General features: G+C 65.9%; 10 protein-coding genes. 6 read left to right on the forward strand and 4 right to left on the reverse strand.

Translation table 11 applies throughout. The features are described from left to right. Positions 1-81 precede the first annotated feature (81 nt). The 3 genes from GGR48_RS04705 to GGR48_RS04715 all read right to left on the reverse strand — a co-directional run bounded on the left by GGR48_RS04705 (position 82) and on the right by GGR48_RS04715 (position 5,534). Positions 82-2,004: an NPCBM/NEW2 domain-containing protein gene (locus tag GGR48_RS04705; protein WP_183950738.1), complete on the reverse strand. Its 1,923-nt coding sequence runs from the start codon at positions 2,002-2,004 to the stop codon at positions 82-84. Between the two features lie 108 nt (positions 2,005-2,112). After that, entirely contained in the window at positions 2,113-4,449 is a 2,337-nt protein-coding gene (locus GGR48_RS04710) for a glycoside hydrolase family 95 protein (RefSeq protein ID WP_183950739.1), read from the reverse strand. Continuing rightward, positions 4,449-5,534, reverse strand: a complete 1,086-nt coding sequence (locus GGR48_RS04715; protein WP_240455985.1) for an alpha/beta hydrolase — start codon at positions 5,532-5,534, stop codon at positions 4,449-4,451. Before GGR48_RS04715 ends, GGR48_RS04710 begins: the two co-directional genes overlap by 1 nt. A gap of 327 nt (positions 5,535-5,861) precedes the next feature. Here GGR48_RS04715 and GGR48_RS04720 point away from each other — a divergent pair, with 327 nt between their 5' ends. Genes GGR48_RS04720 through xylA form a run of 3 tightly spaced genes read left to right on the forward strand, consistent with a single transcriptional unit; the run spans position 5,862 to position 9,779 of the window. After that, complete coding sequence (locus tag GGR48_RS04720) at positions 5,862-7,004, forward strand: glycoside hydrolase family 43 protein (protein WP_240455984.1); 1,143 nt, start codon at positions 5,862-5,864, stop codon at positions 7,002-7,004. Positions 7,005-7,013: 9 nt separating this feature from the next. Continuing rightward, the gene (xylB, locus tag GGR48_RS04725; protein ID WP_183950740.1) at positions 7,014-8,462 is read left to right on the forward strand and encodes a xylulokinase; all 1,449 of its coding nucleotides are present in this window, start codon (positions 7,014-7,016) and stop codon (positions 8,460-8,462) included. Then, positions 8,463-9,779, forward strand: coding sequence for a xylose isomerase (xylA, locus tag GGR48_RS04730; RefSeq protein WP_183950741.1), 1,317 nt, complete (start codon positions 8,463-8,465; stop codon positions 9,777-9,779). A 219-nt stretch (positions 9,780-9,998) separates the two neighbouring features. On the opposite strand, the gene GGR48_RS04735 is transcribed toward xylA, so the two are convergent. Then, positions 9,999-11,189 (reverse strand): amino acid aminotransferase, encoded by a 1,191-nt coding sequence (locus tag GGR48_RS04735; RefSeq protein WP_183950742.1) that lies wholly within the window; start codon positions 11,187-11,189, stop codon positions 9,999-10,001. A gap of 541 nt (positions 11,190-11,730) precedes the next feature. Between GGR48_RS04735 and GGR48_RS04740 the strand changes: the two genes are divergently transcribed. The 3 genes from GGR48_RS04740 (at position 11,731) to GGR48_RS04750 (ending at position 14,347) form a co-directional block, all read left to right on the forward strand. Continuing rightward, the gene (locus tag GGR48_RS04740; RefSeq protein ID WP_183950743.1) at positions 11,731-12,450 is read left to right on the forward strand and encodes a Crp/Fnr family transcriptional regulator; all 720 of its coding nucleotides are present in this window, start codon (positions 11,731-11,733) and stop codon (positions 12,448-12,450) included. A gap of 134 nt (positions 12,451-12,584) precedes the next feature. Further along, positions 12,585-13,175 carry an SRPBCC family protein gene (locus GGR48_RS04745; protein ID WP_183950744.1) on the forward strand — a complete coding sequence of 197 codons (591 nt, stop codon included), beginning with the start codon at positions 12,585-12,587 and terminating at the stop codon, positions 13,173-13,175. Continuing rightward, positions 13,172-14,347 carry a zinc-dependent alcohol dehydrogenase gene (locus GGR48_RS04750; protein ID WP_183950745.1) on the forward strand — a complete coding sequence of 392 codons (1,176 nt, stop codon included), beginning with the start codon at positions 13,172-13,174 and terminating at the stop codon, positions 14,345-14,347. The genes GGR48_RS04745 and GGR48_RS04750 overlap by 4 nt, the downstream gene beginning before the upstream one ends. Position 14,348: the final 1 nt, after the last annotated feature.

The raw sequence follows: 14,348 nt of genomic DNA on the forward strand, positions 1-14,348 counted from the left end.
CACCCTCTCCTTTGTGCTTTGCGGCGACATTTGCATGGTGATGGTCAAACGGCAAGGCCCTGATCAGGCGGGACAATCGCGTCAATCGAGCAGCCGCGCCTCGCCCCAGGCGACGGGCAGAGCCGCGTCGGGAGCGCTATCGGCGCGGGCGACCAGTTCGATGAGCTTGCGACCGCGCACATCGGCCTCGATCGTCGCTGGCGTTCCGTTCAGCGTCGCGGGCTGCGAGCGGGCGAGGAGCTTGCCATCGCCATAGACTTCGAACACCACGCGCCGGCCGCGTGCGGTGGCGGAATCGTCGATCCCGACGGTGGCGGCGAACCGCGACTGGCCCGGATTGCGCACCTCCAGCCGCGAATTGGCGAGGACGCCAAGGCCCGTGTCATACACCTTGCCCGCCATGCGCAGCGGCCGGCCGAAGGGCGTGCGATCGGCCTGCGCGCCGCCCCAGCCGCCATATTGCGGGAAGTCGCCCGGCCCGTTGCTGCCGCCCCAGGGGCTGAGTTCGTGATGGATGGTCGGATCGCCCTCAGGCGTGACGACGCCGTCCTCGGCCGGGTTCACGTCGCCGGGCGTCTCCGACAGATAATGGCCGCCCGTCAACCTGCGCTGGCCGGTGACGCGATAGATCAGCGTCTGGTGCGGCGCGACGGTCAGCCGGGTATTGCCCGTGAAGCTGGCCTTCTGACCGCTCCACAGGTCGGTCATCGCCACCGGCCGGTCGCCGCGCAGTTTCAGATGATCGGCGGTCAGCGTCGGCTGGACCGGCGCGGCGGTGCGGTTGAGGATCGCCACCGCCTTGTCGCCATTGGCCAGCGTCTTCACGAAGATCTGGACATCGTCCGACAGATAGGCCGGCACCGCCTGATGTCCGGCGGCATCCTGGTTCAGCGCGATGATCGCCCGGTTGCCCAGCAGCGCCAACTGCTCGGTATTGGCCTTGCGCAGGTCGAAGCCGATCAGCATCGGCGCGTTCATCATCGCCCATAACGCGAAGTGCGAGCGGGCCTCGGTCATGTGATCGGCGTCGAACTCGCCCGACCCGACGAACAGCATGTCGGGGTCGTTCCATGTATGCGCATGGGCATAGAGCGCACGGGTCGCGCTGGTGTCGAAGTTTGTCAGCATCCGCGACCAGTGCGGCGTGATGTCGTCGCTGGTGCGCGAGACATTGCCGATCTGCTTGCCCCAGTTGCGCACATTGGACGAGCCCCAGAGGCACAGCGAGAACAGATAGTCGCCATCCGGGTTCTCGCGCTTCAACGCGGTCGCGACATGATCATAGAGCGCGCGCACCGCCGGAATGTCGGTCCGCGCCAGCGAGTTCATGTCGATCAGCGGCGCCAGTTCGCGATAATCGCCCTTGCGGACATGGTCGCTGTCCTTGCCCAGCCCGCGAATGCCGCAACCATCGACCTTGATGTAATCGAACCCCCATTCGCGGAAATACAGCGCGATGTCCTGGTCGATATGGCCGTACAGCCCCACCTCGCGCTCGGCGACGGTGCCCTCGGGCTGGTTGGCGAAATTGGGGGTGTAGACCTGGCCGCAGCTGTTGCGGCCGATGTCGGAATAAATGCCCGCCTTGAACCCCATGGCATGCAGCCGGTCGGTCAGCGGGCGAAAGCTGGTCTGCTGGTTGGCGCCGGCCTTGGCGGAGGGGAATTTGTCGGCGCGGATCACCAGCCGGCCATCGGGCTGACGCCGCCGCAACCACCAGCCGTCATCGATGTTGATGTACCGATAACCGGCGGCGGCCAGCCCCTTGTCGACGATCAGCTGCGCCGAGGCCATGACCTTTTCCTCGTCGACATCGCTGTTGAACGCGTTCCAGCTGTTCCAGCCCATCGGCGGCAATGCGGCCTGACCATCCTGATTGGCGGTCCAGCGGCCGGTGGGCGCCAGCGGATCGGTCTTCGCCGGGGCCGTCTGCGCGATGCCGGTGGATGACAGACACGCGACCACCGCCGCGCCCGCCAGACAGGCCTGTTTGATCCGTCGCATTGCCTCACCCGCTTCGTTATCGTTGCCGCCATCTTGTCGGACTAAAGTGGGGCTGTCCAGTCAAGCTGTTTCGATTACGGTGTTTCGCGTCCGAAGTCTCTCAACGCGTTAGACAAAGTCGGCTTCGCGCAACCGGATGGGTTTGCCGGGTGTCAGCGTGACCCGCGTCTGGCGATCACCCAGCCGGACGATGCGTTCGCCCGCCAGATCGCCGACTAGCATCGCCGACACGAGCCGCCCCTCGCGCCAGCGCAGGTCGACCCGGCACCGCCCGCGTGCGCGCAGGCCGCTGACCGATCCCGTCGGCCAGGCGCGGGGGAGCGCGGGGAGCAGCAGCAGTTCGTCGTCACGGCTCTGCATCAGCATCTCGACGATCGCGCGCGTGCCGCCGAAATTACCGTCGATCTGGAACGGCGGATGCGAGTCGAACAGATTGGGATAGGTGCGCTGCGGCCCCAGCAGATAGGCGATGATCCTGTGCGCATGCTCGCCGTCATGCAGCCGCGCCCACAAATTGGCGCGCCACGCGGTGGCCCAGCCGGTCGACTGGTCTCCGCGTATTTCCAGCGACTTGTGCGCCGCTCTTGCCAGTTCCGGTGTCCGGTCGGGGGTGATCTGGTCGCTGGGGAACAGGGCATAGAGGTGTGAGACATGGCGGTGATGCGGATCGGGCGCGCGGGCGTCCCAATCCTCCTGCCATTCCTGCAACTGTCCCTCTCGGCCAATCCGGTCGGGGGCGAGGCGGGCGCGGGCCGCCTTCACCTGCGCGGCGAACTCGGCATCGATGTTCAGGATCGCGGCGGCACGCGCCACCTGATCAAACAGGTCGCGCAGGATCTGCTGGTCCATCGCCGGCCCCGCGCAGATCGAGACACCGGGCGAATGCTCGTTCTCGGGCGACAGCGACGGGCTGGTGACCAAGTGACCCGTTGCCGGATCGGTCTGCAGCGTGTCGAGGAAGAACAGCGCCGCCCCGCGCATCAGCGGATAGACCGAGGCCAGGAAGGCCGGATCGCGGTGATAGTCGTAATGCTCCCACAAATGGGTGCACAGCCATGCGCCGCCGGTCGGCCACATGCCCCAGGGTGCGCCATCGATCGGCGCGGTCGCGCGCCATAGATCGGTATTGTGGTGGCAGACCCAGCCGCGCGCGCCATACATCTCCCGCGCCGTCCGTTCGCCGCTGATCGCCAGTTCGCGCACCATCTGCACCAGCGGCGCGACACATTCGCCCAGCCCGGTCGGCTCGGCGGGCCAGTAGTTCATCTCGGTATTGATGTTGACGGTGTATTTGGACCCCCAGGGCGGGTTAGTGCTCTCGTTCCACAGCCCCTGGAGGTTCGCCGGCTGCCCGCCCGCGCGCGACGACGCGATCAGTAGATAGCGGCCATAGTTGAAATAGAGCGTGGCCAGCGCCGGATCATCCACGGCGCGATCGGCGCGCACCCGCTCGTCGGTGGGGCGCAAGCCCTGGGGGCTGGTGCCGAGATCGAGCGCGGTGCGGCGGTAGAGCCGACGATGTTCGGCCAGCGCATCGGCCGCGACTTTCACCGCTCCGCGCGCCAGCGCCCGGTCGATCGTCCGCGAAACGTCCGCCAGCGGATCGCCGGACAGATCGTCCGAGCCGCGACGGCTGGTCGCCATGGCGAGGAACAGCGTCACCGATCGCGCGCCGCGCACCGCCAGTCCCTCGGCGGCCGTCACCGTGCCGCCGTGCGCCACGACACCCAGCTGTGCGGCGAAGCGCAGTGCCGCCTTCACGCCGGCATGATCCGCATTGCGCCCGGTGAGGGTCAGCCGATCACGGGTAGTCTCGACCCGAATATCCTGTTGCGGGGAGGTCAGGGCGATGTCGAGATCGAACGGCCGGTCGGCCTCGATCGTCATCATCAGCACCTGGTCGATCGGCGAGGCGATCACCGTTCGCCGGTGGGTGACGCCGCCTGCCGAGAAACGCGTGGTCGCGGCGGCGCCGTCGAGATCGAGCTGCCGGTGATAGTCGCTGGCCGCATCGTCGGTCAGCCCCGGCCAGCGCAGGATCAGATCGCCGAGCGGCTGATAGGGCATTTGCGTGCGCGGCGTGCCGATCAATGTGCGATCGGCCAGTGCCTGCGCCTCCTTCAGCCGCCCTACCGCGATCAGTCGTCGCACCTCGGGCAAGGCCTGGCGCGCGGCGGGATTGATCGGATCATAGGGCCCGCTCGCCCACAGGCTGTCCTCGTTGAGTTGCAGCCGTTCGCGCGCGATGCCGCCAAAGACCATCGCCCCCAGCCGGCCATTGCCCACCGGCAATGCCTCGGTCCAGGCCTTGGCGGGGGCGCGATACCAGAGGCGATGCGTCGGATCGGGCGCGGCCTGGGTGGCAGCGCCGGCGGGTTTGGTCAGCCCGCCACTGATCGCGCCCGCCGCCAGCCCCTGGAGCACGCCGCGCCGCGACGCGCGCATCAGCGTCGACCCGCCGGCTGACCGAGCAATATCCTGCCGAAGAAGGGCAGAACCTTGTCCTGAAAGCGCATGCCGATCCGGTTAACGTGATCGCCCTCATACACCTCAAACTGATGAGCGATGCCATAACGGTCGAGCGCGGCGTGCAGCGCCTCGGCATCGGGCTTCAACCCGTCCTGCGACCCGACATCCAGTCCGATCGCGCGAAAGCTGCGCAAGGGGGCGATATATTGATCAACAAAGGCAAGCGGCGTGTTCGCCAGCCACTTGGCCATGATGTCGTCGCGCAGCTTGCCGTCCTTGATCGGCAGGTCGAGATAGAGCGGCGGGTTCTTCGGATTGGGCGACCAGGCGGCCGACGCCGCCAGCATGGCGCGCTTGCCCCAGTTCAGCTTGGCCGAATCCTTGGGCGAGGTCAGGCTGGTCAGCGCGGCCTCGTTCCTGGCATCGGGCTGCGCCATGGCGCGGGGCGACAGGCAGCAGGGGCTCATCATATAGATGGCACCGTACATGTCGGCATGCTTCATCCCGATCCGCGCGGTGCCATAGCCACCCATGGAATGGCCGATCAGCCCGCGCGCCTCGCGCCGGGCAATGGTGCGATAGCGGGCATCGATCGCGGTGATCAGGTCGTGGCTGATGAACCGCTCGAAGTCGCCGACCGTCTGCGACGAGGAATACATCGATCCGTTATGCATCGTCTTGCTGTCGGGAAAGACGAGGATCATCGGCGCGACGCCGCGCGCGAAGGCGCCCTCGATCGAGGCGGGGACATGGATTTCGCTAGTCCATTGCTCCGCGCCGATCGAGTAGCCGTGCAGCGCATAGACGACCGGATAGCGGCGCGCCTTGTCGGCGGCATAGCCCGGCGGCAGAACGACGATGACGTCGCGGTCGGCGCTGTTCCCCTCCAGATTGCCTTCGATGGCGGCCGAATGGACCTTGATCCGCTCTATCGTCACCGGCTTGGCACCAGGCACCGTGGCGGGTGCCTGGGTCGCCATCTGCGCGGGCGCGGCGGCGAGCGGCATCAGGGTCAGTGCGGCGGCCAGCATCCACCGGGCGCGGGAAGGGCGTAGGGCCATGCGTGTCATCCTCTGTCCTGGGTTCGCGCCGACTTTGGGGGGCGTCGGTCTGCGTCTTTTGTCCGGGTATCGTTACCAACAGTTCGCAGTGGGTATTGTCAAGGCGTGGGGCGGGGGATTCCCGTGGCCTTCGACTTCGCTCAGGCTGAACGGCGTCGGGGAAGGGAAATCGTATCCCGCCCCCCGTTCAGCCTGAGCGAAGTCGAAGGCCACGCCCAACCTAACCCCACCCATCGCAAAACGCCGAACCGGCCTTGCATCCCATATCCTGATAGCGCTATCGTCCGGTCAAAGCCCCGAAGATGGGGCGCTTGGAGAGGAAAAGCGATGAAGCGCTTGATGATGGCCAGCGTGGCTGTGCTGGGTCTGTGCACGGCGGCCTGCGGAACGTCGAACGAGGCGGGCAACACCGTTCAGGCCAACACCGCCACGGCGGCGAACGAGGCGAACCCGACCGCGCCCGATGGTCGCCATTACCTGTCGCAGCCGCTGGTGCGCGAGATCTTCACCGCCGATCCCTCCGCGCATGTCTGGCCCGACGGCAAGCTCTATATCTATCCCAGCCATGACGTGCCGACCGACACGCCGAACGACGATCTGGGTAACCAGTATGCCATGCGCGACTATCGCGTGCTGCGCATGGACGAGCCGGGCGGCAAGGTCACGATCGGCCCCGTCGCGCTCGATGTGAAGGACGTGCCGTGGGCCTCGCAGCAGATGTGGGCGCCCGACGCCGCCTATAAGGACGGTACCTATTATCTCTATTTCCCGGCGCGCGATAAGTCGAAGGATCGCAATGGCCTGGGCGCGTTCCGTATCGGTGTCGCCACCTCGAAGAACCCGATGGGGCCGTTCAAGGCCGAACCGGAGGCAATCCCCGGCAGCTTCTCGATGGACCCGGCGGTGTATCAGGACACCGACGGCACGGCGTATATGTATTTCGGCGGCATCTGGGGTGGCCAGCTTCAGCGTTGGAAGGACGGCAAATACGATCCGAATGGCAGCGACACCGACCTGAAGCAGGACGACCAGCCCGCCATCTCGGGCAAGATCGCCAAGCTGAACCCCGACATGAAGACCTTCGCGGAGACCCCGCGCGACGTCGTGATCCTCGACGAACGGGGCAAGCCGGTTCTGGGCGGCGACCATGACAAGCGCTTCTTCGAGGCGTCCTGGGTCTTCAAGCGCGACGGCAAATATTATTACACCTATTCCACCGGCGACACGCATTTCCTGAACTATGCGATCGGCACCAGCCCGTACGGCCCGTTCACCTATAAGGGCCATATCCTGAAGCCCGTGCAGGGCTGGACCACCCATCACTCGATCGTCGAGTGGAAGGGCAAGTGGTGGCTGTTCTACGCCGATACTCAGTTGTCGGACAAGAACCATCTGCGTAACGTCAAGATGACCGAGCTGAAGTTCAACCCGGACGGCACGATTCCGACCATCGATCCGTTGGTGAAGTAAGGGACGCGGATGTTCTTAGGGATCGATATCGGCACGTCCGGCGTGAAGGCCGTCGTGCTGGACGAACATGGCGCGGTGGTGGGGCAGGGGACGGCGGCGCTGACCGTGCAGCGTCCCCATCCGCTCTGGTCCGAACAGGACCCGGAGGCCTGGTGGCAGGCGACAACCGCCGCCGTCCGCGCGATCGATCCGGCGGTGCGTCGGGCGGTGCGCGGCATCGGGCTGGCCGGGCAGATGCACGGCGCGACCCTGCTGGGCGCGGACGATCAGGTGCTGCGTCCCGGCATTCTCTGGAATGACGGCCGCAGCCATGCCGAATGTGCGGAGCTGGAGGCCAAGGCCTCCGATCTGCACCGGATCGCGGGCAATCTGGCGATGCCGGGCTTTACCGCGCCCAAGCTGCTATGGGTCGCGCATCACGAGCCGGAGACCTTCGCGAAGATTCGCACCGTGCTGCTGCCCAAGGATTATGTCCGGCTGCGGATGACCGGTGAGAAGGCGTCGGACGTATCGGATGCCGCCGGCACGCTGTGGCTGGATGTCGAACGCCGCGAATGGAGCGACGACATCCTCGCCGCCACCGGCCTGACCCGCGAGCAGATGCCGCAGGCGGTCGAGGGCACGGCGCAGACCGGCCGTCTGCGTGCCGAAGTCGCCGAGGCCTGGGGCATCGATCAGGTGCCGGTCGCGGGCGGCGGTGGCGACAATGCCGCCGGAGCCGCCGGCGTGGGGGTGGTCAAGGACGGCGATGCGCTGCTGTCGCTGGGCACGTCGGGCGTGATCTTCGCCGCCACCAAGGAATTCCGCCCCAATCCGGCGGGCGCGGTCCATGCCTTCTGCCACTGCTTGCCCGGCGTCTGGCATCAGATGTCGGTGCATCTGTCGGCGGCGGCCTGCATCGACTGGGTCGCGCGGCTGACCGGCACGCCCGGTGCCGCCGAGCTGTTCGCCCACGCCGAAAGCGTGGGACCTGCGAGCGGGCCTGAAATCTTCCTGCCCTATTTGTCGGGCGAGCGGACGCCGCATAACGATGCCGAGGTGCGCGGCGCGTTCCTGGGGCTGGACCACGACACCACGCCGGAGCGTCTGGCGCAGGCGGTGCTGGAGGGCGTGGCGTTCGCGCTGGCCGACGGCCTGTCGGTGCTGCGCGATGCCGGGACCGAGCTGGCGCAGCTGTCGGTCATCGGCGGCGGGGCTCGCTCGTCCTATTGGGGCCAGACACTAGCCGCCGCGCTGAACGTCGAACTCGTCTATCTGAAGGGCGGCGAGGTCGGCCCGGCACTCGGTGCGGCGCGTCTCGCCCAGCTGGCGGTCGATGGCGGCTCGCCGGAAGAGGTCTGCGCGCCGCCGCCCGTCAGCCACACCATCGCCCCCGACGCCGCGCTCGTCGAGCGCTTCGCCCCCAAGATCGCGCGCTTCCGCGACAGCTATTCCCGTATCACTCCGAGGAACGTTTAAATGGCTACCGACTTTTTCGCCGACATCCCGACGATCCGTTACGAGGGTCCGGACAGCGAGAACGAACTCGCCTATCGCTTCTATGACAAGAACCGCGTCGTGCTGGGCAAGACGATGGAGGAGCATCTCCGCTTCGCCGCGTGCTTCTGGCATACCTTCTGCTGGCCGGGTTCGGACGTGTTCGGTGGCGGCACCTTCAACCGCCCCTGGCATGCCGGCGCCAATGACAGCGCGGCGGCCGCGCAGAAGCGGGAAGTGGCGTTCGACTTCTTCTCGAAGCTCGACGTGCCTTATTACTGCTTCCACGATGTCGACGTGATGGCCGATGCGCAGGGCGTCGCCGAGCATCGCCGCTATTTCGCCGAGGCGGTCGATCACCTCGAAAAGCTCCAGGCCTCGTCGGGTCGCAAGCTGCTCTGGGGCACCGCCAACCTGTTCAGCCACCCGCGCTTCGCCGCCGGTGGCGCAACCAACCCGGACCCCGAAGTCTATGCCTTCGGCGCGATGCAGGTCCGCGACGCGCTGGAAGCGACGCACCGTCTGGGCGGCGCCAACTATGTGCTGTGGGGCGGTCGCGAGGGTTACGAGACTCTCCATAACACCAACATGAAGCGCGAACTGGACAATCTGGGCCGCTTCCTGAGCCTGGTCGTCGAGCACAAGCACAAGATCGGCTTCAACGGCACCATCCTGATCGAGCCGAAGCCGCACGAGCCGACCAAGCACCAGTATGACTTCGACACGGCCACCGTGTACGGCTTCCTCAAGGCGTACGGCCTCGAGAACGAAGTGAAGGTCAATATCGAGGCGAACCACGCCACGCTCGCGGGCCACACCTTCGAGCATGAGATCGCGACCGCCGGCGCGCTGGGCATCTTCGGGTCGATCGACGCCAATCGCGGCGATCACCAGAATGGCTGGGATACGGATCAATTCCCGAACTCGGTCGAGGAACTGACGCTGGCGGTGCTGGAGATCATCCGCGCGGGCGGCTTCACCACCGGCGGCTTCAACTTCGACGCCAAGGTGCGTCGCCAGTCGATGGATGCGGTCGACCTGTTCCATGGCCATGTCGGCGGGATCGACGTGGTGGCCAAGGGGCTGCTGAACGCCGCCGCGCTGATCGAGGACGGTCGTCTGGATGCGATCAAGTCCGAGCGTTACGCCGGTTGGGACGGTGATTTCGGGAAGCAGGTCGGTGGCCTCGACCTCGCCGGGATCGCCGACCTCGCCGAACAGAAGGCGATCGACCCGAAGCCCCGCTCGGGCCGTCAGGAGCGGATCGAAAACATCGTCAACCGCATCGTCAACAAGTGACCGGTCGGGCCGGGTGATCCGGCCCGTCAGGTATGAAAAAGGGGCGCGTCCGGTGATCGGGCGTGCCACTTTTTTCTTAGCGTTCCGCGTGGCCTTCGACTTCGCTCAGGCTGAACGGGTGTCGTGGAATATGTCCGAGTCCCAACCTCCGTTCAGCCTGAGCGAAGTCGAAGGCCAAGGGAATCCCGCCGCCCATGACGAACGGCGGGACGGGCGAGATTACGCCACCTCGTTCGCCGCCATGTCCCGCAGCGCATCGTGAAAGCGGCCCACCGCCGCGACATTGAACCCGGCGATGTTGATCCGGCCCGACCCCGCCATATAGATGGCATGCCGATCGCGCAGCCATTCGACTTGGGCGGGCGACAGCGGCAGCGTGGCGAACATACCCTTGCCGTGCGCGACCGCGCCCAGATCGACGGTGCCGATCCGACCGCCCTCTGCCAGCATCGCGCGCAGGCTTTCCAGCCGCTGTCGCATCGTCTCCAGTTCGTCCCGCCATTCGGCGGTAAGCGTCTCGTCCTCCAGGATGATCCGCACGATCGCCGCGCCATGATCGGGCGGCATCGACCAGTTGGCGCGGGCCAGCGCGAGGAGATTGCTCAGGACGACCGCGCCGGCATCGGCATCGGGGGTGATGGCGAACAGCGCACCGGTCCGCTCACGATACAGCCCGAAATTCTTGTCGCAGGAATAGGCGAGCAGCGCCTCCGGCACGGCGGCCAGGATCGCGCGCGCGCCGGCTGCGTCGCTATCGAAACCGTCACCCAGCCCCTGATAGGCCAGATCGACCACCGGGATCAGCTTCTGCGCGACGACCCGCTCGGCGATCGCGGCCCAGCCGGCGGCGTCGGGATCGATGCCGATCGGATTGTGGCAGCAGCCGTGAAGCAGCACCGCGTCCCCCTCGGCCGCGCCGTTCAGCCCGGCGAGAAAGCCCTCCAGATCGAACGTCTGGCTGGTCAGATCATAGCAGGGGATCATCGCCGGCTCGACACCCGCTTGGCGATAGATGGGCGCATGATTGGCCCAGCTCGGGCTGCCGATCCAGATGCGCGCGACGCCCGCGCGCGCCAGCAGCTCGGCGGTCAGGCGCAGCGCGCCGGTGCCGCCGGGCGTCTGCAATCCGACATAGCGGTCGCTCGGCACCGCATCGCCGATCACGATCCGGCCCAGCGCCTGGACGAAGCCCGTATCACCCTCCGGCCCCAGATAGGATTTGCTGGCCTGCGTCTCCAGCAATCGGGCCTCGGCCGCCTTGACCGCCGTCATCACCGGCGTCCGCCCCTCTTCGTCGCGGAATACGCCGACGCCCAGATCGATCTTGTCGGGGCGGGGGTCGGCGGCGTGCTGGCCGATGATCTTCAGCAAGGGGTCGTCGGGCTGGCGGGTCAGGGTCGCGAAACGCATCGTAAAACCTTCTGGGAATGGATCGCGGCACCATAGGGCCATGACCGCGAAATGGAATGCACCGGGCGGTTCGTTGCGTCGACCCGGCTGTCGGCGATATTCGCATTTCCGGCCATAATGAGGTGAGCGGGTTCACGTCACCGATAGAATCGTTCCGTTCATCCCGTTTATTCGGCTAAATAGCGAAAAATCCGCGATATTGATGTGTATTATGGAGATCGCGAAGAGATGCTTCCTATATTGTTTTGGAAGGACAACGTTACTCGGCCGTCATGGCGTGACGAGCAAAAGCTGGCTCTCTTTGCAGGTGGGTGCTTAGCCGTGTCCGATCATATGCCAAGTTTCCATTGTCACGGCAGGTGATGACGCAGCCTTTGCGTCATCCGATCCGGGCGGTCGCTCGGGTGTCGATGGCGGAAGGAGGATTGTCCGTGAAGACCATCGAGCCGCAGCAAAGTCACCCCGATCCTCGCGATGCCGTGTCGTTGCCACCGACTTCTTCCTCGACCGGTGGTCAGGTCGGCGACGTGGAGGACCGGGCATGAACCCCACGCAGATACGCCCCGCCGCCCGCTTTTCGCCCGCGCTGAACCGGCTGTCGAAACTGGCGCGGCTGGATGCGGCCGCCCATTCGGCCTTGAGCGATGCGATCGCCCGTCCGCAGGTCCTTCGCCCCCGCCGCGACCTGCTGATTGAAGGGCGCGATGTCCCTCATCCGCAGCTGATCCTGTCGGGTTGGGCGGCGCGGGTCCGCATCCTGCCCGACGGGCGGCGTCAGTTCCTGAACTTCCTGCTGCCCGGCGACCTGATCGGGCTGTATCATCATAGCCGCCCGGTATCGCCGACGACGATCGTCACGCTGACCGAGGTGACGGTCTGCGTGCCCCCGGCACCGGGCAGCCATGCGACGCTGGACGAGGCCTATGCGCTCAGCCAGGCGCTCGACGAAGCGCATCTCCTGTCCCAGATCGCCAGGCTGGGTCGGATGAACGCGATGGAGCGGATCGGCGACCTGATGCTGGAGCTGCATGAGCGGCTCAGCCTGAGCGACCTGACCCAGGGCCGCAGCTATGAACTGCCCATCACGCAGGAGACGCTGGCGGACGCGCTCGGATTGACGGCGGTGCACGTCAACCGGATGCTGCAGGCGGCACGGCGCGCAGGCGACCTGATCTGGTCGACCCGGTCGATGACGATCCCCGATCCCCAGCAGTTGGCGCGCAAGGTGGGGCGGTCGCCCGTCCGGGTCTTGGCCCCCTGATCATCGCTTCGCCGCCATCAGGCAACAGGTGATGATCGGTATCATTGATGCGTATCAAGATACTGAAAAACAATATGAAGTGCCGGAACATCGTGCGCGGCCCGACGCTGTCCTTCTAGAGCAAGGAGAGCCCGATGTCAGACATCGCCGATCGACCCTTTGACGATGCGCCGGTCACGACGGCCAAGGATCAGGGGGCTGCCGTCCGGATCGCGACCCACGAGACGATCGAGGATCGCGGTCATAGCCTGACCGCATGCGCCACCACGATCCGCCGCCCGGCGGCCGAACTGTATGCCTGGTGGCGCGACTTTTCCAACCTCGCCGGCATCATGGAGAATGTCGAGCGGATCGAGGTGATCGACACCACCCGCTCGCACTGGGTCGTCAAGGCGCCGGGCGGCGCGACGGTCGAATGGGATGCGGTGGTGACCGAGGAAGAGGAGGGGCGGCTGATCGCATGGGCCTCGGCCGAGGGGGCGGATGTCGCGAACTCGGGACGCGTCACCTTCGACGATGCGGGCGCGCGCGGCACGGTGGTGACCGCGACCATCCTCTATGATCCGCCAGCGGGCGTAATCGGCAAGCTGGTCGCCAAGCTGTTCCAGCGCGAACCCGCGATACAGGCCCGGCGCGATCTCGCCCGGTTCAAGCAACTGATGGAAACCGGCGAAGTGGCGACCAACGCCATGACCCGGAAACAGCGTGAGGAGCAGGGCGCATGAAGGCACTGACCTGGCATGGCAAGCATGACGTCCGCATCGACAATGTCGATGACCCCGAGATCGTCAATCCCCGCGACGCCATCATTAAGGTGACCGCGACCGCCATCTGCGGCTCGGACCTGCATCTTTACGACGGCTATATCCCGACCATGCAGTCGGGCGACATTCTTGGCCATGAATTCATGGGCGAGGTGGTCGAGACGGGATCGTCCTCGACCCTGAAGAAGGGGCAGAAGGTCGTGGTGCCCTTCACCATCGCCTGCGGTTCCTGCTATCATTGCGGCAAGCACCAATATTCGGGATGCGAGAACGGCAACCCGGCCGACAATCAGGACATCGCGCGCGCACTCTACGGGCATCCGATGTCGGCGCTGTTCGGCTATAGCCATATGACGGGCGGTTATGCAGGCGGGCAGGCGGAATATGTCCGCGTGCCGTTCAGCGATACCGGCCCGATCGTCATCCCGGACGGGGTGGAGGATGAAAAGGTCCTGTTCCTCTCCGACATCCTGCCCACCGGCTGGATGGCGGCGGAGAATGCGCAGATCGAGCCTGGTGACATCGTCGCCGTCTGGGGCTGTGGCCCGGTCGGGCTGTTCGCGGTCCAGTCGGCTTTCCTGATGGGCGCCGAGCGGGTGATCGCGATCGATCATTTCCCGCACCGGCTGGAACTGGCGCGCAAGTTCGGCGCCGAGACGATCAATTACGAACAGACCGATACCTATGACGCGCTGATGCAGATGACCGGCGGGATCGGCCCCGATGCGGTGATCGACTCGGTCGGACTGGAGGCGCACGGGCTGTTCGTCGACAACGCCATCGACCAGATCAAGGCGTCGACCTTCCTGGGCACCGATCGCATCCATGCCATCCGCCAGGCGATCATCGCGGTCCGCAAGGGGGGCCGCGTGTCGATGCCCGCCGTCTATGGCGGCTTCGTCGACAAATTCCCGCTGGGCGCGGTGATGCAGAAGGGGCTGACGCTCAAGACAGGACAGACCCATGTCCAGCATTATCTGCCCGGCCTGCTCGATGCGATCATGGAGGGGAAGATCGATACGACCTTCCTGATCTCGCACCGCCTGCCGCTGGAACAGGCGCCCGAGGGGTATCGCATGTTTCATGACAAGCAGAATGAAGTGACCAAGATCGTGCTGAAGCCCGGTCAGTGAA

The sequence above is a fragment of the Sphingomonas pseudosanguinis genome, from assembly GCF_014196255.1.
GTDB classification, from domain to species: Bacteria; Pseudomonadota; Alphaproteobacteria; order Sphingomonadales; family Sphingomonadaceae; genus Sphingomonas; species Sphingomonas pseudosanguinis.

Bases quoted from the DNA above. Each gene is read 5' to 3' on its own strand.
- GGR48_RS04705 (WP_183950738.1), bottom strand. From the start codon at position 2,004: ATGCGACGGATCAAACAGGCCTGTCTGGCGGGCGCGGCGGTGGTCGCG.
- GGR48_RS04710 (WP_183950739.1), bottom strand. From the start codon at position 4,449: ATGCGCGCGTCGCGGCGCGGCGTGCTCCAGGGGCTGGCGGCGGGCGCG.
- GGR48_RS04715 (WP_240455985.1), bottom strand. From the start codon at position 5,534: ATGGCCCTACGCCCTTCCCGCGCCCGGTGGATGCTGGCCGCCGCACTG.
- GGR48_RS04720 (WP_240455984.1), top strand. From the start codon at position 5,862: ATGAAGCGCTTGATGATGGCCAGCGTGGCTGTGCTGGGTCTGTGCACG.
- xylB (WP_183950740.1), top strand. From the start codon at position 7,014: ATGTTCTTAGGGATCGATATCGGCACGTCCGGCGTGAAGGCCGTCGTG.
- xylA (WP_183950741.1), top strand. From the start codon at position 8,463: ATGGCTACCGACTTTTTCGCCGACATCCCGACGATCCGTTACGAGGGT.
- GGR48_RS04735 (WP_183950742.1), bottom strand. From the start codon at position 11,189: ATGCGTTTCGCGACCCTGACCCGCCAGCCCGACGACCCCTTGCTGAAG.
- GGR48_RS04740 (WP_183950743.1), top strand. From the start codon at position 11,731: ATGAACCCCACGCAGATACGCCCCGCCGCCCGCTTTTCGCCCGCGCTG.
- GGR48_RS04745 (WP_183950744.1), top strand. From the start codon at position 12,585: ATGTCAGACATCGCCGATCGACCCTTTGACGATGCGCCGGTCACGACG.
- GGR48_RS04750 (WP_183950745.1), top strand. From the start codon at position 13,172: ATGAAGGCACTGACCTGGCATGGCAAGCATGACGTCCGCATCGACAAT.